The following is an 18383-nucleotide window of genomic DNA, read 5'->3' as shown; positions in this document are numbered from 1 at the left end:
ATGGGACAATCGCCCCATGCATCCCAAAGCCCTTCTGGACGCCTGCGCCGAGCTGGTGCGTCTGACCCTGACCTTCGAGCACCCGGCTGACGCCGTGGTGTCGCGCTATTTCCGTGACCACCGCGAGCTCGGCCCCCGCGAGCGCGCCACGCTGGCCGAGACCGCCTACGCCGTGCTGCGCAGGAAGCCGCTGTTCGAGCAGCTCGCGCGCTCGGGCTCCGGCCCCAAGGAGCGGCGCCTGGCCATCCTCGGCTTCGCCAGCCAGCTCGACGAGCAGGCCCGCCGCGCCGACCCGAGCGCCCGGCGCGGCCCGCGCGACTTCCTCAAGAGCGCGCTGACCGCGCAGGAGAAGGACTGGCTCGACGCCTGCGACGGCGTGCGCGAGGACGAACTGCTCGAACCCCAGCGCCACAACCTGCCGCAGTGGCTGGCAGCGCCCCTGAAGGCGCAGCTGGGCGACGAGTTCTGGGCCCTGGCGGCCAGCCTGCAGGAGCAGGCGCCGCTGGACCTGCGCGTCAACACCCTGCAGGCCAAGCGCGAGGACATGCGCAAGGAGCTGGCGCAGGCCGGCGTCCAGGCCGCCCCCACGCCGTATTCCCCCTGGGGCCTGCGCGTGCAGGGCAAGCCCGCGCTCAGCAGGCTGGACGCCTTCGCGCGCGGCGCGCTGGAGGTGCAGGACGAGGGCTCGCAATTGCTGGCCCTGCTGCTGGACGCCAAGCGCGGCGAGATGGTGGTCGACTTTTGCGCCGGCGCGGGCGGCAAGACCCTCGCCATCGGCGCCGCCATGCGCAACACCGGGCGACTGTACGCGTTCGACGTGTCGGGCCACCGGCTCGACGCGCTCAAGCCGCGCCTGGCGCGCTCGGGCCTGTCCAATGTGCACCCGGCGGCGCTGGCGCACGAGAGGGACGAGCGCGTCAAGCGCCTGGCCGGCAAGATCGACCGCGTGCTGGTCGACGCGCCATGCTCCGGCCTGGGCACGCTGCGGCGCAACCCCGACCTGAAATGGCGCCAGGGCCCCCAGGCGGTGCAGGAGCTCGCGGCCAAGCAGACGGCCATCCTGGAAAGCGCCGCGCGCCTGGTGAAATCCGGCGGGCGCCTGGTCTACGCCACCTGCAGCATGCTGCCCGAGGAGAACGAGGCGATCGCCGAGGCCTTCGGCGCGGCCCACCCGGACTTCGCGCCGCTGGCCGCGGGCGAACTGCTGGCGCAGCTCAAGGTGGAGCAGGCGGCCGGCCTGTGCAGTGGCGGCGATGACGGCATGCGCTACCTGCGCCTGTGGCCGCACCGCCACCAGACCGACGGCTTCTTCGCGGCCGTGTGGCAGAAGAAATAGGCCAGAAACGGCTGAAGCGCTTGCGGGGCAAGCGCTTCCAGCTATCAAAAAAGGACATGAAAAAACCGCCAGGGCCTGCGCCGTGGCGGTTCTTCGAGGGGCCGGGCCGAATTACTTCAGCTTGGCTTCCTTGTACTCGACGTGCTTGCGAGCCTTGGGGTCGAACTTGATGATGCTCATCTTCTCGGGCATCGTCTTCTTGTTCTTGGTGGTGGTGTAGAAGTGACCGGTTTCGGCCGTCGACACCAGCTTGATCTTTTCGCGTCCGCCTTTAGCAGCCATGGTGGTTCTCCTTCAGTGAATCAGGCCTGGCCACGGGCGCGCATGTCTGCGAGCACGGAGTCGATGCCGTTCTTGTCGATCAGACGCAGGGCGGCGCTGGAAACACGCAGGCGCACCCAGCGGTTCTCGCTCTCCACCCAGAAACGGCGGTACTGCAGGTTGGGCAGGAAACGACGCTTGGTCTTGTTGTTGGCGTGGGAAACGTTGTTTCCCACCATGGGCTTCTTGCCCGTGACTTCACATACGCGTGCCATGAGGACACTCCGATAGTTGCACGGCTGCCGGCCCCTTGTGGCCTGCAGCCTCACCTCGCCAGTTCAAACGGGTGGCGGTAACCCGGCCGTCACCGGGCGCGAGGGGCGCCCAAATCCAGCAAAGCCGCGCATTATAGCGCGGCTGCGGAGATCACTGCTGTTCCAGGAAGCGCTGGGCGTCGAGCGCCGCCATGCAGCCCGTGCCGGCGCTGGTGATGGCCTGGCGGTACACGTGGTCCTGCACGTCGCCCGCGGCGAACACGCCGGGCACGCTGGTCTGCGTGGCGAAGCCCTTGAGGCCGCCCTGGGTGATGAGGTAGCCGTTCTCCATGGCGAGCTGGCCCTGGAAGATATCGGTGTTGGGCGCGTGGCCGATGGCGATGAAGCAGCCTTGCAGCGCGATGTCCTCGGTATGCCCGTCCCCGGTGTGCTTGATGCGGATGCCGGTCACGCCGGAGGCGTCGCCCAGCACCTCGTCGAGCGTGAAGAAGGTCTTGAGCTCGATCTTGCCGGCGGCCACCCGCTCCATGAGCTTGTCCACCAGGATGGGCTCGGCGCGGAACTTGTCGCGGCGGTGCACCAGCGTCACCTTGCGCGCGATGTTGGCCAGGTACAGGGCCTCTTCCACGGCGGTGTTGCCGCCGCCGATCACGCACACGTCCTGGTCACGGTAGAAGAAGCCGTCGCAGGTCGCGCAGGCCGACACGCCGCGGCCCATGAAGGCCTCCTCCGACGGCAGGCCCAGGTACTTGGCCGAGGCGCCGGTGGCGATGATGAGCGCGTCGCAGGTGTACTCGCCGCTGTCGCCCGTGAGCGTGAAGGGGCGGCGCGACAGGTCCACCTTGCCGATGTGGTCGAACACGATCCGGGTTTTGAAGCGCTCGGCATGCTCCTGGAAGCGCTGCATCAGCTCGGGGCCCTGCACGCCGTTCACGTCGGCGGGCCAGTTGTCCACCTCGGTCGTGGTCATGAGCTGGCCGCCCTGGGCCATGCCGGTGATGAGCACCGGGTCGAGGTTGGCGCGCGCGGCGTACACGGCGGCGGTGTAGCCTGCCGGGCCGGAGCCGAGGATCATGACTTTGGCGTGTTGCGTAGTGGACATGGCAGAAGGTAAATGTTTGTAGTGGCCCGTTGAAAGAGCCATGGAGGGCTGTCAGCGCGGCCATTGTAAGAAGGCACGAATGGCGGGCGGCAGCGTAGGCGTATGCGCCCACACCATGGGGTAAGCTTGCAGGCTCTTCATCCCATGACCTACTCTCTCAATACCCTCAACGCATCGGCGGCGGGCAGATCGGCGCCGCGTTCGGCCGCGGCGCGCTTCGGCCATGAGATCGGCCTCCTGCTGGGCCTGCTGGCCCTGGTCTTCTGGCTGCTGGCCCTCGTGAGCTATTCCGCGCAGGACGCGGCCTGGTCCACCTCGGGCGCGGGCGACGGGCGGCAGCTCGCCAACTGGGTGGGGCGCCTTGGCGCCTGGCTGGCCGATGGCAGCTACTTCGTGCTGGGCTTTTCCGTGTGGTGGTGCGTGGCGGCGGGCGTGCGCGCCTGGCTGTCGTCGCTGGCGCGCTGGATGCGCGGCGGCGAGGGCGGCGCGGCGGCCCAGGGGCCCTGGCTGCGGCGCGCCATGTTCTGGGGCGGCCTGGTGGTGCTGATGTGCGCGAGCACGGCGCTGGAGTGGTCGCGGCTGTACCGCTTCGAGGCCCTGCTGCCCGGCCATGCCGGCGGCATGCTGGGCTACGTGACGGGGCCCGCGGCCGTGAAATGGCTGGGCTTCACGGGCTCGGGCCTGGCGGGCGTGGTGCTGGTGGTGCTGGGCGCGGCGCTGGTGTTTCGCTTCTCCTGGGGGCACCTGGCAGAGCGCCTCGGCGCACGCATCGATGCGCTGGTGCAGTCGGGCCGCGCGCAGCGCGAGAAGGCCAAGGACGTCGCCGTGGGCCGGCGCGCCGCGCGCGAGCGCGAGGAGGTGGTGCAGGAAGAGCGCCACGAGATCGAGGTCCAGCACCCGCAGCCCGTGCACATCATCGAGCCCGTGCTCACCGACGTGCCGCAGAGCACGCGCGTCGTCAAGGAGCGCCAGAAGCCCCTGTTCAGCGAGATGCCCGACAGCCGCCTGCCGCAGGTGGACCTGCTGGACGCGGCGCAGGCGCGCCAGGAAACCGTTTCCCCCGAGACGCTGGAGATGACCAGCCGCCTGATCGAGAAGAAGCTCAAGGACTTCGGCGTGGACGTGACGGTGGTCGCCGCCAGCCCCGGCCCGGTGATCACGCGCTACGAGATCGAGCCCGCCACGGGCGTCAAGGGCTCGCAGATCGTGAACCTTGCCAAGGACCTGGCGCGCTCGCTGTCGCTGGTGTCCATCCGCGTGATCGAAACCATCCCGGGCAAGAACTACATGGCGCTGGAGCTGCCCAACGCCAAGCGCCAGACCATACGCCTGGCGGAGATCCTGGGCTCGCAGGTCTACCACGACGCCAAGAGCCTGCTGACCATGGGCCTGGGCAAGGACATCGTGGGCGCGCCCGTGGTGGCCGACCTGGCCAAGATGCCGCACGTGCTGGTGGCCGGCACCACGGGCTCGGGCAAGTCGGTGGGCATCAACGCCATGATCCTGTCGCTGCTCTACAAGGCCGAGGCGCGCGACGTGCGCCTCCTGATGATCGACCCCAAGATGCTGGAGATGTCGGTCTATGAGGGCATCCCGCACCTGCTCGCGCCCGTGGTCACCGACATGAAGCAGGCCGCCCACGGCCTGAACTGGTGCGTGGCCGAGATGGAGCGGCGCTACAAGCTCATGAGCAAGCTCGGCGTGCGCAACCTGGCCGGCTACAACACCAAGCTCGACGAGGCGCGCGCGCGCGAGGAGTCCATCCCCAACCCGTTCAGCCTCACGCCCGAGGCGCCCGAGCCGCTCGAACGCCTGCCGCACATCGTCGTCGTCATCGACGAGCTGGCCGACCTGATGATGGTCGTGGGCAAGAAGATCGAGGAACTCATCGCGCGCCTGGCGCAGAAGGCGCGCGCCGCCGGCATCCACCTGATCCTGGCCACCCAGCGGCCCAGCGTGGACGTGATCACGGGCCTGATCAAGGCCAACATTCCCACGCGCATCGCGTTCCAGGTGTCGAGCAAGATCGACAGCCGCACCATCCTCGACCAGATGGGCGCGGAGGCGCTGCTCGGCATGGGCGACATGCTCTACATGGCCAGCGGCACGGGCCTGCCCATCCGCGTGCATGGCGCGTTCGTGTCGGACGACGAGGTGCACCGCGTCGTCAGCTACCTCAAGGAACAAGGCGAGCCCGACTACATCGAAGGAGTGCTCGAAGGCGGGTCCGTGGACGGCGAGGACAGCGGCTTCGGCCTGGAGGGCGGCGAGGGCGACGGCGAGAAGGACCCCATGTACGACCAAGCCGTGGAGGTGGTGCTGAAGGACCGCAAGGCCAGCATCTCCTACGTGCAGCGCAAGCTGCGCATTGGCTACAACCGCTCGGCGCGGCTGCTCGAAGACATGGAAAAGGCGGGCCTGGTCAGCGGCCTCACGGCCAGCGGCCAGCGTGAGGTGCTGGTGCCCGCCCGGGGCGAGTAGGAGGCCCGTGCATGAAAAAACCGATTGCTGCGATATTGATAGCTGTAAGCGCCCAGTGGGCAAGCGCTGACGGCCTGAAAAGCCTTGAACAATTCATGGCCGCCGCGCACAGCGGCCGGGCCGATTTCACGCAGACGGTGACCGCGCCCGCGAAGGACGGGCAGGCGCAGCGGCCCAAGCTGTCGAGCGGCAGCTTCGAGTTCCAGCGCCCGGGGCGCTTCAAGTTCGTCTACAAGAAGCCCTTCGAGCAGACCATCGTGGCCGACGGAAAGACGCTGTGGCTGTACGACGCCGACCTGAACCAGGTGACGGAGCGCCCGCAGGCCCAGGCGCTGGGCAGCACGCCCGCGGCGCTGCTGACCTCCGCGCCCGACCTGGCGGCGCTGCGCGCCGACTACCAGCTGCAGTCCGCGCCCGAGCAGGACGGCCTGCAGTGGGTGCTGGCCACGCCCAAGGCCAGCGAGGGCCAGCTCAAGAGCGTGCGCGTGGGCTTCGAGGGCGACCGGCTGGCGGCGCTGGACATCGTGGACGGCTTCGGCCAGCGCTCGCAGATCCGCTTCTCGGGCATGCAGATCAACCCCGCGCTGCCCGCCGGCACCTTCCAGTTCAAGCCGCCCGCCGGGGCCGACGTGCTGCGGCCCTGATCTTCACCGGGCCATCGACGCCAGCGCTGCGGCAATCGCCAGCGCATGCACCAGCGCGGCGGCGATCGTCAGCACGATGGCCGGGCGCAGCCGCTGCGGCTGGCCGGCATGGCGCAGCAGCAGGGCGCCGGCGGCAAGAGACAGCGGCAGCGACGCCAGCCCCCACAGCGCCCTGTCGGGCGGAATCAGCAGCCACACCGCCAGCGCCAGCCAGCCATGGGCGAGCAGGGCGATGAGCAGGTAGGCCCAGGCGGCGCGGCGCGCGCCCAGGCGCACCACCAGGGTCTTCTTGCCCACCCGGGCATCGGCGGCGGCATCGGGAAAGCCGTTGGCCAGCAGGATGTTGGCCGCCAGCAGCGCGAAACTGGCGGCGGTGGCGGCCGGAATGACGAAGAACTGGCGCCGCTGCACATAGTCCGCCCCCAGCACCACCAGCCACCAGGCCAGCGCCACGGCCACCTCGCCCAGGCCGCGCGCCATCAGCGCCAGCGGCGGCGCCGAATAGGCCCAGGCCAGGAACAGGCCCGCCATGCCGATCAGCACCAGCCCGCCGCCGCTGTGCAGCGCCAGCAGCAGCCCGGCGGGCACCACCAGCAGGAGCAGCAGCACGGCGGCCCAGCGGGCGGTGTCCGCCTCGCTGACCAGGCCCTGCTGTATCAGGCGCGAGCCGCCGGAGAATGGGAACAGCCCCTCCTGGTTGGCGGCGTCGGCGCCGCTCAGCGCGTCGTGGTAGTCGTTGAGCACGTTCGCCCCGGCATGGGCCGTCACGGCCAGCGTCAGCGTGGCGGCGGCGCGCAGCGGGTCGAAGCCGCAGCCGCAGGCCAGCGCGAACGCCATGCCCAGCAGGCAGGCCGCCACGGTGAGCAGCAGGGAGCCCGGGCGCGTCATGCGCAGCAGCGTGCGCCAATTGGGCGAGGCAGGGGGAGCGGGCAGGGCGGATGGCGCGGGCGGCAGGGGCATGCCGCTATCGTATCGGCTGGCGTCAGCCCGCCTGCGCCAGCACCGCGGCCACCCGCGCGCGCACCTGCGGCAGCAGCTCGGCCTCGAACCAGGGGTGGTGCGCCAGCCAGCCGTTGTTGCGCGGGCTGGGGTGGGGCAGCACCACGGTGTGGGGCCAGTGCCGCTGCCATTCCTGCACCGCCCGGGTCACCTGGCGCGGGGCCTGCGGCAGGTGCCAGGCCAGCGCGTACTGGCCCAGCACCACGGTCAGGGCGATGTGCGGCAGCCGCTCCAGCAGCGGGGCGCGCCAGGCGGGCGGGCATTCGGGGCGCGGCGGCGCGTCGCCCGATGGGCCCGGGCCGGGGTAGCAAAAGCCCATCGGAAGGATGGCCACCAGCGCCGGGTCGTAGAACTGCTCCGGGCTCAGGCCCAGCCAGGCGCGCAGGCGCGCGCCGCTGGCGTCGTCGAAGGGGATGCCGCTGGCGTGCACCTTGCGCCCCGGCGCCTGGCCGGCGATCAGGATGCGCGCGCCGGCCGCGGCCTGCAGCACCGGGCGCGGGCCCAGCGGCAGGTGGGCGGCGCAGATGGTGCAGGCGCGCACGCGGTGCAGCAGGGCGGGCAGCGATTCGCTCATCCGGCGCTCATGTCCAAGATGTGCGCCCCCGCCTCGGCCTGCGGTTCGCTCAGCGTGGCGCGGTGGCGGTGGGCCTCGTCCTTGCCGGCGGGTGCGCGCGGGCTGCCGGGGCGGACGATACGTAGGGGCATGGCGGTGTTTTGACTCCAGTATTTGGAGGGACTAATGGCAGCAAGCCGGCCGCCGTAGGCGGGCCGGCTTGACCACGATGTTAGACCCTGTTGTGGTTTGAGAAAATTCAGCGCTGCCATAACGATAGCTACTCTGAACTGCACTGGAGCGGCACCATGCGGCCGATCTCAACGGTCAGATCATTGCCTTTGCCGCGAATGGTGTTGGGGCCGTTGCTGTACATGAAACCAGAGCCGCTTGGTTGTTGCTTGAGCTCAATGTTCTCCCCGTTGCGCACTAGAATGGCGGTGCCATTGGCAGGAGAGAAGACCACAGAAATCGATTCGCCGTTGGTGCAGGTGAATGAAACGTTCCGATCAGCTTGTGCAGGTGGAGTAGAGCTACACGCACAGGAAATGGATGTGACAAGAAGCGCAAGAGCGAACGCTTTCATGGCATCTTCCTTTAATGTTGGATAGCAGACCTAACGGATTAGGTAAGCGGCCCGCCGAAGGCGGGTCGGCTTGACCGCCGGGTTAGGTTGGCTCAGTGGGGGTGAGTGTTATTGTTGTATTGGCGATGGTGAACAAATTATCGCCTAAGTGTGAGCCATACACTCGTTTGCCATTGGATAATTGGAATTCTCTTGGGCCATTTTCTATGGGCGCCCAGTTTCCGTTATATTATTGGACTTCCTGATGAAGGACGAATTCGCTTACTAAGTAATCTACGCCATCTGATCCCATAGCTGAAAAAGTTCTAACAAGGGATTGTCCGCTTGTTCGTATTCTCCCTGACATATCTGATTCTCCTCGATTGATCCTAACGTTGGAGGTAAGGGGCGCGGAGCCGGCTTGCCGGCGGAGCGTCCCTCTTGACCGAGAGGTTAGACACCGCGGAGATAGCCATCGACGACGTCCCAAGTTGCCATGAACAACTTTTCGCGGTCTTCGGAACTGCCTCCCAACACCTCACCGTGACGTAAAGGATCAGCTGCTACCTTGATTTGGCGGAGAACCTCCTCCGTGCATCCAGAAACCTGACGAAACTTCTCCCACTGAGTGGTTTTGTTTGCGTCCGACAAACCGTGTACCGCAGCACAGTGGTGACGTAGGGATTCAATTGCCCTGTAGCAGTAGAAGGCAGTGTCGTCAGCATGCTTCATTGAGGAGGCTAGATCGGAGAAGCAACGATTCAGAAACACTCCGTTCTCCCCCGCAGTCTTCTCGCGAAGGCTCGCCAAGGCAACCCCTAAATCAATTTTCTTGTTTCGCTCTGTGAGGCACGGAATGTCAATGCCAAAAACGTAATCGATTTCGCGGCCTTGATTTAGGACGCGGGTCACCTCGAAATCGTAGGCGTAGCCCATGAGATAACCAACCATAGCCAGATGATTTTGGACGATGTTCTTGACGACATTCCGAAGGTCAAAGATACCCCATTTGTGTTCGCTCTCAACGGTGACAGCAACTTGGTTCAGAATGATGCTCACCTTCGCAGTGCCTTCAACTCCGGAAGCGATGTGAGAAAAGCCGACACTGAATTGAAGTGTCAGCTGAGCCCGTTCGGGTAGCACAACTCCGTAGAAGAGATACGGTTCCATGGTGACGGTGTCTAACGTTTGAGCTGAGGGGCCGGAACCGGAATGGCGCTTGGCCCGCGAGGCGGAGCATAGACCTGCAGCGCCTCGCGGGCCAAGTGCCAGGCCGGTGGAGGTCCCGCTCCAGCGAAGGGTTAGGCGTCACTGCGTTGCAGTGGCAGGCTGCAGGCCGGAGCGCAGGGCGGCGCTCATGTCGCTGGGCAGACTGGCCACGCCTTTGACTACGCCTGGGCCGCCATGGCGCCAATGAACTGTGAACTCACGTGCTTGACTGGACGGCTGCAGCCGGCGCGATGTGACTTGGAGGACGGCCTCGGTGCCTCCCTCGACAAGCGAAGCGGAAGACAGCAACTTGACCACGGGCCCGAGTTCGCGGACAGCAATGGTGACAACTGCGCTGAACTGGCCACCGGAAGCACCGAGCTCCGAGTTGACTTCTGAAGGGCTGAGACTGCTTACGCGGCGCAACTCTGTGCGGGCGAAGCAACCTGAACTTGCGAAGAAGTTACTGAGACCGGACGCTGCTGCTTCCTCACGCGCTGCGACATCCTTCTGATCAGGCCGCCACTGTGGTGCCCACAGGACAAGCGCTGAGGCTGAACGATCGCAGACTGGTGCTTGCGGTGAGGGCGTAAGCGTGACGTTCGTGCTCGTGACCTGCCCCCCACCAGCCGTACCACAGTAAACGAGAGAAGCCCGTCAACCCAGGAGAATGACGGACATGAAGAAGAGCAGGTTCGGCGACGAACAAATCATTGGCTTCTTGCGACAGGCCGAAGCCGGCATGGGCATCCCCGAGTTGTGCCGCAGCGGCGGCTTCAGCCAGGCCACGTTTTACAAATGGCGTGCCAAGTTCGGCGGCATGCAGGTCTCAGAGACCCAGCGCCTGCGCGAGCTTGAGAGCGAGAACGCAAAGCTCAAGAAACTGCTGGCCGAAGCCCACCTGGACATCCACGCCCTCAAGAGCGTCTTCGGGGTAAAGCGCTAGCCCCACAGGCGCGCCGCGATGCCATCCGGCAGATGATTGAGCAGCATCACCTCTCGGAGCGGCACGCCTGCCGCCTTGTGGGGCTATCCCGAGACAGCTACCGCCACCCACCGCAGCCCAGCGAGCTCAACGCCACCCTGGGTGAACAGATTCGGCAAACGGCCTTGGTGCGCCGCCGATTCGGCTACCGGCGCATCCACGACATGCTGCGCCAGCAGTTTCCGGGGGTGAACCACAAGCGCATCTATCGGCTGTACCGGCAGGCCAACCTGACGGTGAAGAAGCGCCGCAAAGTCAAACGCCCAGCGCAAGAGCGTGTGCCGCTGCAACTGGCCAGGAATATCAACGAGGTGCTGAGCATGGATTTCGTCTCGGACAGTCTGTCCAGTGGACGGCGCATCAAGTGTCTGACGGTGGTGGATGACTTCAGCAAGGAGTCCGTGGACATCACGGTGGACTACGGCATCTCGGGCCAGTACGTCACGCGCGTGCTCGACCAAGTGGCAAGGTTGCGTGGCTACCCGGCAGCAGTGCGAACGGACAATGGCCCGGAGTTCACCAGTCGGGCGTTCCTGGCCTGGACGCACAAGAACGGGATTCGGCACATCCTGATTGAGCCGGGCAAGCCCATGCAGAACGGCTACATCGAGAGCTTCAACGGCAAGTTCAGAGATGAATGCCTCAACGAGCAGTGGTTTGAATCCTTGTCACAGGCCCGGGAGTGCATTGCACATTGGCGGCGGGATTACAACGAGGTCAGGCCGCACAGCAGTTTGGGACGCATCCCGCCGGCACGATTCGCCCAGCAGCACCGCCAGCGCGCTGGCGGTGCTGCTGGCAGTGAGCAGAAACAAAACTTCGATTAACCTTCAACCCCGGACTTCTCCAATCTGTTGGCACGGTCAATGGGGGCAGGTCACTATCACCGCGCTCACGGCTGAACTTGACAACAGAGCAACTAGAAGGTCTGGCGGCATTTCTGAGGCCTAACGTCCGAATTCAGCGGCGCGGCGCTTGCGCCGCGTCCGCTGGAATGACTTGTTGGACGCTGTTAACAAACCGGGTTACCTCCTCCTCACTCCGCAGCTTGACGCGGAAGCCATTGAAGTTTTCGAATATCCTTTCGTGTCCATGGAAAGATCTAGAATCGCCACGGACCCAATATTCTGACGCCCATTCAATAAGCTTAACCAGCCCTGCTTCGGACTGAATCCGGCTCATGTGTGCCTTGCTCTCCGATCCTCTCATCTCAAGTCGTCGCTTACAGGTTTCCCAATCCAGGTTAAGCCATATAAGGGCAGCAGCTTCATCAAGGTATCTCTCCGCCAGTTCGCCGAACACTCCCTCGACTATCCATGAATCAGCGCTCTTGGTTTGCTGAACAAGAAAGGAGACATCGTCGGCTTTCCTTTTCTTGTCAAATCCTCCTGGCTCCCAGAACACATTATCAAGGTGTACCAGTCTTGATGAAAATCGGGAGGCCAATTGCTTGGCGAGCCAAGTCTTCCCGCTTCCCCCATTTCCGATGATTACCACTTTCATAGCGTCCAACGTAAAGCTTCAGCCGACGGCGAAAAGCGCAGCTTTTTGACGGTCGGCTGCAAGCGCTTGTTAGCGCTCATTGGCAGGGAGCGCATGCCGCGCATCATAGGTAACCTCTCTATGGCCGATCACTATCCCATTAGCGTACAAATAGTGGTTTCTGGTTTCCTGCGGTTCGCCATTCGCGTTCAGCCAAGCAAGGTGCTCGCCGAAATTCCGAAGATTCGCAAATGTACGATTCGTCGGTGAATAAAGCCCGTCGCCATTGAGGCTAAGTAACGCATTCGTGCGGCCTTCTTCACGTGAGTCGCTACATGCGATGGCTATTGAAAATTCCAAGAACAATTCACTCGGATTCTCTGTGGCAAATAATTTGTAGGTCACGTCTTGTCTTGCGCCAAGACTGAAGCCGGTTCGAGCGAGCGTACCGTTAATGCTCTCGCCGAAGGCCTCGAAGATAGCTTCCTGGAGTTGCTCTTGCTCCAGAGGAATCGGCGCCTGAATAACTTCGAGAAGATCGCTAAGACTAGGTAGTATGCGGATTGGGTGTGGTAGGTTTTTCGCTTCGTCGTGAAGATTTGGAGCGAGTCCTTTCTCGTAAGCTCTATCTCGGTAGAACGCCTTGTCGTTAGTGACCAAGACAACTTCATCAATTGCAAGCAAAGCAACGCAATCAGCCCAAATAACTGCGTCTTTGAATTCCTGGCTCTTGTCACAAGGAGGCGCTTTTTGTATCGCCTTGAATAAGGCGCTGCGCGCACTCTCCAAGCTGAAGGGGATCTGTTGTTGCTGTACCCCGAGAGACGCAAAAAGCTCTTCGACTTTTGCTTGAATTTCTTCCTCTGTAGGCAGGACTATTTCTCGCAGTTTGCCAAAGGCGGTTAGCAACTGCCGATAGTTGTCGCGGATTTCCTTGGCATGAGTGCTAAGGCGATTCGTCAAGTTGTGTCGAACTTCGAGTTGAACGACCTCAGGAACGGCAACTTGAGCATTGCTTTGGTTGAGGAAGAACCGCACCGCAGCTGCCGCCCCAGACCTAAGTCCTAGTTCAGATAGCCAAACATTCGAATCAAGAACAACAATCATGACAGGTAGCCCATTTCTCGAGCGCTAACGCCCAAGGTAAGCCGCCCGTCGTAGGCGGGTCGGCTTGAACGCCGGGTTAGACCCGAAGGCCAAAAGGGAGCGCCCGGACTTGAAGAAGGGCGCAGCCCATGAAAAAGCGCTGGGCCACGAAAGCGGCGCAGCGCTGCAATAATGATAGCTGGTGGCGCTTGCTACACAAGCGCTGGAGGCCAAAAAGGCTTGAAAGCCTTGGGAGCAGGGCCGAGCGCTGGAGCAAGTGACTGCGCGCATAAAGCAGGATGGGACTAACGATTGAAATCAGCCGCCGCCGAAGGCGGTCGGCTGGATTGACGTGTTAGAGCGCACTCTGTAGAAGTGCTCGATCTGGCAGCAAATTTCCAGCCGTAAGCTGCTCAAGTGCCGACAAACGATTTTCGAGCTCAGGCTGAGATAAAACGCCCTTTCGATAAAGCGACCGAACAAAGTCTGCGGCGGGTTGGGCTTGCTTTGTCGTATTGCACTCGTGGCACGAACAAACAATATTGCGAATGGAGTTATCTTTGCCGTTTGCTTGACACGACACGTGGTCAAGCTCGCATGACTCGGCGCGAATGCTTTTTAGGCAGTAGAAGCAACGCCCGTCCTCGCGGGCCAGCAATACCGAAAGAAAGCGACGGTTTGAGAAGAAGTCCATGGACGCGATGTCTATCTGAACCTCAGGCCGTGTCTCTGGGACGACGCCTGGGATGTCAGATGGCAACAATACTCGCAGCAAGTGGCCGTTACGAGAACGGTCTTCGATAACGAGGCAGCCGCGCTCGTGAAGCGCTCTTACATCCTCGCGCACAGAACTTTCTGCAACGCCGATGGCGTTTGAAAGAGGAAGTAAGGAGAACAAGCCAGAAGACTTACCTTCCAAGTGCGTGTGGCGGAACAGATGGTAGTAAAGGGCTCGTTGCCGCACGCTAAAGCTGCGCGTAGGAAATAGGTAGTCCTCGCACTGATTAATTATGAGAGCTAAATCGACTGTCATGTACGCGCTAACGCCTGAGGTAAGCCGACCGCCGTAGGCGGGTCGGCTTGACCGAAATGTTAGAAAGTATTATTGATTCAGCTGAACTGGAAGATTTATACTGCGGCCATTGCGAATAATGCCAAGAGTAATGAGATTACCGCTGCGTTCTAAGATTGACTTCGAAAGTTGACTCATACTTGATATGGGTGTTTCGTTGATTGAGATTACAATGTCGCCAGGTAAGAGGTCTGCTTTAAATGCAGGTGAGTCATCGACAATCAAGGTAATGACGACCCCTTTATTTGTTCCTAATTCTTGGCGCTCCTTGTCATTCAAATCTCTTGCTTGTACGCCAAGTATAGTTTTTTGTTTTATAAAATAACCTGCACTGTAGTTTGTCCTGTGAATGGTGACGGGGATAAAATTAGTTGTTGTTCCGTAGGTGGTGCTAGTTCCATTGCCATATGCCGTTACCACTCCCCCTTTCCCATAGGCGGTGGCGGAACCAGTCGAATATGTTGTTGATGTTGTTGGTGTAGTGATCGGTATGACAGATGATTCAGAGCCTGCATATTGTGGATTTAAAATAACAACAAGATCGGCTCCTACAGCTTTCCCTTGTTCAATCGCTGAATTTTCAGATTCACTTCGACTGCTATTGAATTCTGCACTCCCAATTAGTATGTATCCTCTTTTCGAATAAGCATCCATTGCGGCAGATCCATTAATTGGAGGGATTCTTTCAACGAGCGGCGTCTCCGGCGGTGGGTTTGCGCGCATTCGAGCGATTGATTCGGGCGTCACTCCATTTGCTGGCTTGTAAAATTGCTTGTAGCCATTTGCGCACCCCCCTAGCATTATAGAAATTGCCAGTAAAATAAAAAATTTTCTAATCATGGCCCGTTTTTGTTGGAAGTCTGATATTGCGCACAGATCGCTATAATAATTAGTTTTGTGCGTTAGTGGTTGCTGCATGAAAATATCTCTGACTCTTTAAATTCAACGACATCTCCTAGTTTTAGATTTTTAAATTCTGCTGGATTGAATGGTTCGAATCCATGGACTTCCCCGGAATACTTTCCATTCCCCAGATTTCTGATATTTTTAACGTATACATCAATACTTTCTATTTTTAGAGTAACGGTGTCACCATCCACGACAGAATTTTTCATGGTCATTGGATTCCCTGTGTAAAGGATGCTGCGTGTTGGGTTGCGGGAGGTAAACATTTAAAATATCCTATAATGAAATAATATTGAGTCCTGCATCGTGAGTGATGTGCTCTAACGCCCGCGGTAAGCTGCGCCGGAGCGAAGCGGAGGGTACCAACAGGCGGAGCCTGTTGGCGTCAGCTTGACCAAACAGTTAGGCTGGGGAGCGGAGGCAGCTTGTTGCACTTGATATCCCCTATGTTTTTGCTGATAGCGGTTCATAACCAGCATCCAAAGGCGCAACCACTGAAATGAACCGAAGTGGGCCAACGCTGGTGCAAAGAACACCGTGCACCTGCCCTTTGTTTGCAACTACGATATCCCCCGGAACAATTGCAACGGTGTTGCCTTGCTCGTCAATTTGATATTGACCTTCCCCTGAAAGGATGGTCCATGTATCTTGTCCGTCGGGGTGAATATGTGGCGCAATAGTTTGGCCGGGCTCCACATGCCAAGCCACGATAACTGAATGCGAAGATTCAACAACAACAGACCGTATTGGTTCTTTCTCGGCTGGCTGCATGAATTCATGGGACTTATACACGCGGTGAGTGCTCATTTTTTGCTCCGTAAATGCAAGCCTTTGGGCAGCAAGATTCGCGCCGCCCAAAAGTCTAACTAGAATTAGATCGTCGCATGCTACTGATCTGATGCGGCCTAAGTCAAGAATGCGGCGCATTCTGCTCCCAGCTTACCCTATGTCAGCAGCAATTTAGACCGCCTAAAATTCCACGGATGGATGCGTTTCCCGTTCCGCCCGCTCCTGCCGTGCCGCAGCCACCTAAGTTGCTGGAGTCGCTGCGCCAGCGCATCCGGGTGCTGCACTATTCCATCCGCACCGAGCAGGCATACGTGGATTGGGCACGCCGCTTCATTCTGTTCCACGGCAAGCGCCATCCGCGCGAACTGGGGGCGCCGGATGTCACCGCCTTCCTGACGCACCTGGCTGTCGAGCGCAATGTGTCCGCTTCCACGCAGAACCAGGCCAAGGCCGCCATTCTGTTTCTCTACAAGGAGGTATTGCAGCAAGACCTGCCCTGGCTGGACGAGGTGGTTTCGGCCAGGAAGCCGCGCCGTCTGCCGGTGGTGCTGACGCAGCGCGAGGTGCGCGAGTTGCTGCTGCACTTGCAGGGCACGCAGTGGCTGGTCTCCTCGCTGCTGTATGGCACGGGCATGCGCATTCTCGAAGCGCTGCGCCTGCGCGTGAAGGATGTGGAGTTCGAGCGGCGCGAACTGATCGTGCGCGAGGGCAAGGGCAACAAGGACCGGGTGACCGTGCTGCCCGAGAATCTGATCGCGCCGCTGCGCGAGCAGATGGAGCGCGCCCGCATGCTGCACCGCAAGGATCTGGACGCGGGCCTTGGCGCCGTCTGGCTGCCCGATGCGCTGGCGGTCAAGTATGCGAATGCCGCCACGGCCTGGGGCTGGCAGTATGTGTTTCCGAGCGCGGTGCGTTCGGTGGATCCGCGCTCGGGCGTGGAGCGGCGCCACCATATGCTGGAGCAGTCGGTGCAGAAGGCGGTGGCCCTGGCCGCGCGCCGCGCGGGCATCGATAAGCCCTGCACTCCGCATGTGCTGCGGCATTCCTTCGCCACCCACCTGCTGCAAGCGGGCTACGACATCCGCACCGTGCAGGAATTGCTGGGCCACAAGGATGTGAGTACCACCATGATCTACACCCATGTTCTGAACAAGGGCGGGCGCGGCGTGCTGAGCCCGCTCGATGCGCTATGAGTCACGTTTCTTCGCTTTCGCACCAACCCCTGGCCGAGCGCCTGCGTCCGCGCACGCTGGGCGAGGTGGTCGGCCAGCAGCATGTGCTGGGCCCCGGCATGCCGCTGCGCCTGGCGTTCGAGTCGGGCCGGCCGCACAGCTGCATCCTGTGGGGGCCGCCGGGCGTGGGCAAGACCACCATCGCGCGGCTGATGGCCGAGGCGTTCGACGCGCAGTTCATCAGCATCAGCGCGGTGCTGGGCGGCGTGAAGGATATCCGCGACGCGGTGCAGCTGGCCGAGAGTGCGGCGGGCGGCTTGATGCCGCAGCGCACCATCGTCTTCGTGGACGAGGTGCACCGCTTCAACAAGAGCCAGCAGGACGCCTTCCTGCCGCACGTGGAGAGTGGCTTGTTCACCTTCGTGGGCGCCACCACCGAGAACCCTTCGTTCGAGGTGAACTCCGCGCTGCTCTCGCGCGCGGCCGTCTACGTGCTGCAGCCGCTCACCTCCGACGATTTGAAGCAGATCGTGGTTCGGGCCCAGGATATACAAGCGCTTCCAGCTATCGAAAACGAAGCGCTGGAGCGCCTCATCGCCTACGCCGACGGCGACGCGCGGCGCCTGCTCAACACGCTGGAGACGCTCTCCGTCACCGCCGGGCAGGCCAAGGTGGAGACGATCACCGACGCCTGGCTGCTGCAGGTGCTGGGCGAGCGCATGCGCCGCTACGACAAGGGCGGCGAGCAGTTCTACGACACCATCAGCGCGCTGCACAAGTCGGTGCGCGGCAGCGATCCCGACGCGGCGCTGTACTGGCTGGTGCGCATGCTCGACGGCGGGGCCGACCCGCGCTACATGGCGCGGCGCATCGTGCGCATGGCGTGGGAGGACATCGGCCTGGCCGACCCGCGCGCCATGCAGATCTGCAATGAGGCCGCGCAGACCTACGAGCGCCTGGGCAGCCCCGAGGGCGAACTGGCCCTGGCCCAGGCCGTGCTGTACCTGGCCGTGGCGCCCAAGAGCAACGCGGGCTACATGGCCTACAACAAGGCGCGCGCCTTCGTGAAGCAGGACGGCACCCGCCCCGTGCCCATGCACCTGCGCAACGCGCCGACCAGGCTCATGAAGGAGCTGGACTACGGCAAGGGCTACCGCTACGCGCACGACGAGGAGGGGGGCTTCGCCGCCGGCGAGAGCTACCTGCCCGAGGGCATGGAGCCGCCGGGCTTCTACGCGCCCGTGCCGCGCGGGCTCGAAATCAAGATCGGCCAGAAGCTCGAAGAGCTGCGCGCGCGCAATGCTGCTGCGGCGGATGCCCCGCCTGAGAGGGATTGACCCAGGCCTGCCGCAATGCAAGGGAAAACCCCGCCCCGGCGCCCCATGGGCCGGGCTTTTCCCGTGACAGAATTTCCCTACCAAACCCGCCCAAACCCTTGCCTGGCGGGTTTTTTGCTAAATGGCAGA

Annotated in this window: 23 protein-coding genes; 6 read left to right on the top strand and 17 right to left on the bottom strand. The window is 62.3% G+C overall.

Annotated elements, in window-relative coordinates; genetic code table 11:
• The first annotated feature begins 16 nt into the window (after positions 1–16).
• Positions 17–1336, top strand: a complete 1320-nt coding sequence (locus tag ALIDE2_RS18400; RefSeq protein ID WP_013722870.1) for an RsmB/NOP family class I SAM-dependent RNA methyltransferase — start codon at positions 17–19, stop codon at positions 1334–1336.
• 111 nt (positions 1337–1447) lie between these two features.
• Here ALIDE2_RS18400 and rpmG read toward each other — a convergent pair whose 3' ends face one another.
• The 3 genes from rpmG to trxB all read right to left on the bottom strand — a co-directional run bounded on the left by rpmG (position 1448) and on the right by trxB (position 2974).
• The gene (gene rpmG / locus ALIDE2_RS18395) at positions 1448–1618 is read right to left on the bottom strand and encodes a 50S ribosomal protein L33 (protein WP_013518066.1); all 171 of its coding nucleotides are present in this window, start codon (positions 1616–1618) and stop codon (positions 1448–1450) included.
• A 20-nt stretch (positions 1619–1638) separates the two neighbouring features.
• Positions 1639–1872 (bottom strand): 50S ribosomal protein L28, encoded by a 234-nt coding sequence (gene rpmB / locus ALIDE2_RS18390; protein WP_003058229.1) that lies wholly within the window; start codon positions 1870–1872, stop codon positions 1639–1641.
• Positions 1873–2023: 151 nt separating this feature from the next.
• The gene (gene trxB, locus ALIDE2_RS18385) at positions 2024–2974 is read right to left on the bottom strand and encodes a thioredoxin-disulfide reductase (protein ID WP_013722869.1); all 951 of its coding nucleotides are present in this window, start codon (positions 2972–2974) and stop codon (positions 2024–2026) included.
• Between the two features lie 144 nt (positions 2975–3118).
• On the opposite strand from trxB, the gene ALIDE2_RS18380 reads away from it, so the two are divergent.
• Both ALIDE2_RS18380 and lolA read left to right on the top strand, forming a co-directional pair.
• On the top strand, positions 3119–5455 hold the full coding sequence (locus ALIDE2_RS18380; RefSeq protein ID WP_013722868.1) for a DNA translocase FtsK: 2337 nt from the start codon (positions 3119–3121) through the stop codon (positions 5453–5455).
• An 11-nt stretch (positions 5456–5466) separates the two neighbouring features.
• Positions 5467–6099: an outer membrane lipoprotein periplasmic chaperone LolA gene (gene lolA / locus ALIDE2_RS18375; protein ID WP_013722867.1), complete on the top strand. Its 633-nt coding sequence runs from the start codon at positions 5467–5469 to the stop codon at positions 6097–6099.
• Between the two features lie 3 nt (positions 6100–6102).
• On the opposite strand, the gene ALIDE2_RS18370 is transcribed toward lolA, so the two are convergent.
• The 6 genes from ALIDE2_RS18370 to ALIDE2_RS18355 all read right to left on the bottom strand — a co-directional run bounded on the left by ALIDE2_RS18370 (position 6103) and on the right by ALIDE2_RS18355 (position 9386).
• Positions 6103–7059 (bottom strand): prenyltransferase, encoded by a 957-nt coding sequence (locus tag ALIDE2_RS18370; protein ID WP_013722866.1) that lies wholly within the window; start codon positions 7057–7059, stop codon positions 6103–6105.
• Between the two features lie 22 nt (positions 7060–7081).
• Positions 7082–7672 carry a uracil-DNA glycosylase family protein gene (locus ALIDE2_RS18365; RefSeq protein ID WP_013722865.1) on the bottom strand — a complete coding sequence of 197 codons (591 nt, stop codon included), beginning with the start codon at positions 7670–7672 and terminating at the stop codon, positions 7082–7084.
• Positions 7669–7803, bottom strand: a complete 135-nt coding sequence (locus ALIDE2_RS25650; RefSeq protein ID WP_013722864.1) for a hypothetical protein — start codon at positions 7801–7803, stop codon at positions 7669–7671. Before ALIDE2_RS25650 ends, ALIDE2_RS18365 begins: the two co-directional genes overlap by 4 nt.
• 128 nt (positions 7804–7931) lie before the next feature.
• Positions 7932–8237 carry an MliC family protein gene (locus ALIDE2_RS18360; RefSeq protein WP_013722863.1) on the bottom strand — a complete coding sequence of 102 codons (306 nt, stop codon included), beginning with the start codon at positions 8235–8237 and terminating at the stop codon, positions 7932–7934.
• Between the two features lie 30 nt (positions 8238–8267).
• Positions 8268–8333 (bottom strand): DUF1010 domain-containing protein, encoded by a 66-nt coding sequence (locus tag ALIDE2_RS25815; RefSeq protein WP_414017118.1) that lies wholly within the window; start codon positions 8331–8333, stop codon positions 8268–8270.
• 336 nt (positions 8334–8669) lie between these two features.
• Entirely contained in the window at positions 8670–9386 is a 717-nt protein-coding gene (locus tag ALIDE2_RS18355) for a DUF8168 domain-containing protein (RefSeq protein WP_013722862.1), read from the bottom strand.
• A 718-nt stretch (positions 9387–10104) separates the two neighbouring features.
• Here ALIDE2_RS18355 and ALIDE2_RS18345 point away from each other — a divergent pair.
• A protein-coding gene (locus tag ALIDE2_RS18345; RefSeq protein WP_414017085.1) for an IS3 family transposase occupies positions 10105–11237 on the top strand; the annotation gives its coding sequence in 2 pieces (ribosomal slippage) (positions 10105–10354 and positions 10354–11237; 1134 coding nt in all).
• A 133-nt stretch (positions 11238–11370) separates the two neighbouring features.
• Here ALIDE2_RS18345 and ALIDE2_RS25095 read toward each other — a convergent pair.
• The 8 genes from ALIDE2_RS25095 to ALIDE2_RS24660 form a co-directional block, all read right to left on the bottom strand.
• Entirely contained in the window at positions 11371–11913 is a 543-nt protein-coding gene (locus ALIDE2_RS25095; RefSeq protein ID WP_013722859.1) for an AAA family ATPase, read from the bottom strand.
• Between the two features lie 69 nt (positions 11914–11982).
• A complete protein-coding gene (locus ALIDE2_RS25090) occupies positions 11983–12999 on the bottom strand; it encodes a PIN domain-containing protein (protein WP_013722858.1) in 1017 nt (338 codons plus the stop codon).
• A 24-nt stretch (positions 13000–13023) separates the two neighbouring features.
• Positions 13024–13269, bottom strand: a complete 246-nt coding sequence (locus ALIDE2_RS24675; protein WP_013722857.1) for a DUF1010 domain-containing protein — start codon at positions 13267–13269, stop codon at positions 13024–13026.
• A 64-nt stretch (positions 13270–13333) separates the two neighbouring features.
• A complete protein-coding gene (locus ALIDE2_RS24670) occupies positions 13334–14011 on the bottom strand; it encodes an HNH endonuclease (RefSeq protein ID WP_013722856.1) in 678 nt (225 codons plus the stop codon).
• A gap of 7 nt (positions 14012–14018) precedes the next feature.
• On the bottom strand, positions 14019–14081 hold the full coding sequence (locus ALIDE2_RS25810) for a DUF1010 domain-containing protein (protein WP_420796277.1): 63 nt from the start codon (positions 14079–14081) through the stop codon (positions 14019–14021).
• The gene (locus tag ALIDE2_RS24665) at positions 14081–14968 is read right to left on the bottom strand and encodes a PDZ domain-containing protein (protein ID WP_013722855.1); all 888 of its coding nucleotides are present in this window, start codon (positions 14966–14968) and stop codon (positions 14081–14083) included. The genes ALIDE2_RS25810 and ALIDE2_RS24665 overlap by 1 nt, the downstream gene beginning before the upstream one ends.
• Positions 14953–15222, bottom strand: coding sequence for a hypothetical protein (locus tag ALIDE2_RS25085; protein ID WP_148262984.1), 270 nt, complete (start codon positions 15220–15222; stop codon positions 14953–14955). The genes ALIDE2_RS24665 and ALIDE2_RS25085 overlap by 16 nt, the downstream gene beginning before the upstream one ends.
• A gap of 178 nt (positions 15223–15400) precedes the next feature.
• Positions 15401–15763, bottom strand: a complete 363-nt coding sequence (locus ALIDE2_RS24660; protein WP_013722854.1) for a cupin domain-containing protein — start codon at positions 15761–15763, stop codon at positions 15401–15403.
• A gap of 176 nt (positions 15764–15939) precedes the next feature.
• Between ALIDE2_RS24660 and ALIDE2_RS18340 the strand changes: the two genes are divergently transcribed.
• A complete protein-coding gene (locus tag ALIDE2_RS18340) occupies positions 15940–16938 on the top strand; it encodes an integron integrase (protein ID WP_013722853.1) in 999 nt (332 codons plus the stop codon).
• A complete protein-coding gene (locus ALIDE2_RS18335) occupies positions 16935–18254 on the top strand; it encodes a replication-associated recombination protein A (protein WP_013722852.1) in 1320 nt (439 codons plus the stop codon). The genes ALIDE2_RS18340 and ALIDE2_RS18335 overlap by 4 nt, the downstream gene beginning before the upstream one ends.
• Positions 18255–18383 lie beyond the last annotated feature (129 nt).

The sequence above is a fragment of the Alicycliphilus denitrificans K601 genome (genome assembly GCF_000204645.1).
Classification (GTDB): Bacteria; Pseudomonadota; Gammaproteobacteria; order Burkholderiales; family Burkholderiaceae_C; genus Alicycliphilus; species Alicycliphilus denitrificans.
Note: the sequence above shows the minus strand (reverse complement) of the source record. Positions and strands in the feature narration are given on the sequence as shown.

What these genes read in the sequence shown, in the direction of transcription:
- ALIDE2_RS18370 (WP_013722866.1), bottom strand. Translation starts at nt 7,059, where the DNA reads ATGCCCCTGCCGCCCGCGCCATCCGCCCTGCCCGCTCCCCCTGCCTCG.
- ALIDE2_RS18365 (WP_013722865.1), bottom strand. Translation starts at nt 7,672, where the DNA reads ATGAGCGAATCGCTGCCCGCCCTGCTGCACCGCGTGCGCGCCTGCACC.
- ALIDE2_RS18335 (WP_013722852.1), top strand. Translation starts at nt 16,935, where the DNA reads ATGAGTCACGTTTCTTCGCTTTCGCACCAACCCCTGGCCGAGCGCCTG.
- trxB (WP_013722869.1), bottom strand. Translation starts at nt 2,974, where the DNA reads ATGTCCACTACGCAACACGCCAAAGTCATGATCCTCGGCTCCGGCCCG.
- ALIDE2_RS18360 (WP_013722863.1), bottom strand. Translation starts at nt 8,237, where the DNA reads ATGAAAGCGTTCGCTCTTGCGCTTCTTGTCACATCCATTTCCTGTGCG.
- ALIDE2_RS24675 (WP_013722857.1), bottom strand. Translation starts at nt 13,269, where the DNA reads ATGCGCGCAGTCACTTGCTCCAGCGCTCGGCCCTGCTCCCAAGGCTTT.
- ALIDE2_RS25090 (WP_013722858.1), bottom strand. Translation starts at nt 12,999, where the DNA reads ATGATTGTTGTTCTTGATTCGAATGTTTGGCTATCTGAACTAGGACTT.
- ALIDE2_RS24670 (WP_013722856.1), bottom strand. Translation starts at nt 14,011, where the DNA reads ATGACAGTCGATTTAGCTCTCATAATTAATCAGTGCGAGGACTACCTA.
- ALIDE2_RS25085 (WP_148262984.1), bottom strand. Translation starts at nt 15,222, where the DNA reads ATGTTTACCTCCCGCAACCCAACACGCAGCATCCTTTACACAGGGAAT.
- lolA (WP_013722867.1), top strand. Translation starts at nt 5,467, where the DNA reads ATGAAAAAACCGATTGCTGCGATATTGATAGCTGTAAGCGCCCAGTGG.
- rpmG (WP_013518066.1), bottom strand. Translation starts at nt 1,618, where the DNA reads ATGGCTGCTAAAGGCGGACGCGAAAAGATCAAGCTGGTGTCGACGGCC.
- ALIDE2_RS24665 (WP_013722855.1), bottom strand. Translation starts at nt 14,968, where the DNA reads ATGCAGCAACCACTAACGCACAAAACTAATTATTATAGCGATCTGTGC.
- ALIDE2_RS18340 (WP_013722853.1), top strand. Translation starts at nt 15,940, where the DNA reads ATGGATGCGTTTCCCGTTCCGCCCGCTCCTGCCGTGCCGCAGCCACCT.
- ALIDE2_RS24660 (WP_013722854.1), bottom strand. Translation starts at nt 15,763, where the DNA reads ATGAGCACTCACCGCGTGTATAAGTCCCATGAATTCATGCAGCCAGCC.
- ALIDE2_RS25650 (WP_013722864.1), bottom strand. Translation starts at nt 7,803, where the DNA reads ATGCCCCTACGTATCGTCCGCCCCGGCAGCCCGCGCGCACCCGCCGGC.
- rpmB (WP_003058229.1), bottom strand. Translation starts at nt 1,872, where the DNA reads ATGGCACGCGTATGTGAAGTCACGGGCAAGAAGCCCATGGTGGGAAAC.
- ALIDE2_RS18400 (WP_013722870.1), top strand. Translation starts at nt 17, where the DNA reads ATGCATCCCAAAGCCCTTCTGGACGCCTGCGCCGAGCTGGTGCGTCTG.
- ALIDE2_RS18380 (WP_013722868.1), top strand. Translation starts at nt 3,119, where the DNA reads ATGACCTACTCTCTCAATACCCTCAACGCATCGGCGGCGGGCAGATCG.
- ALIDE2_RS18355 (WP_013722862.1), bottom strand. Translation starts at nt 9,386, where the DNA reads ATGGAACCGTATCTCTTCTACGGAGTTGTGCTACCCGAACGGGCTCAG.
- ALIDE2_RS25095 (WP_013722859.1), bottom strand. Translation starts at nt 11,913, where the DNA reads ATGAAAGTGGTAATCATCGGAAATGGGGGAAGCGGGAAGACTTGGCTC.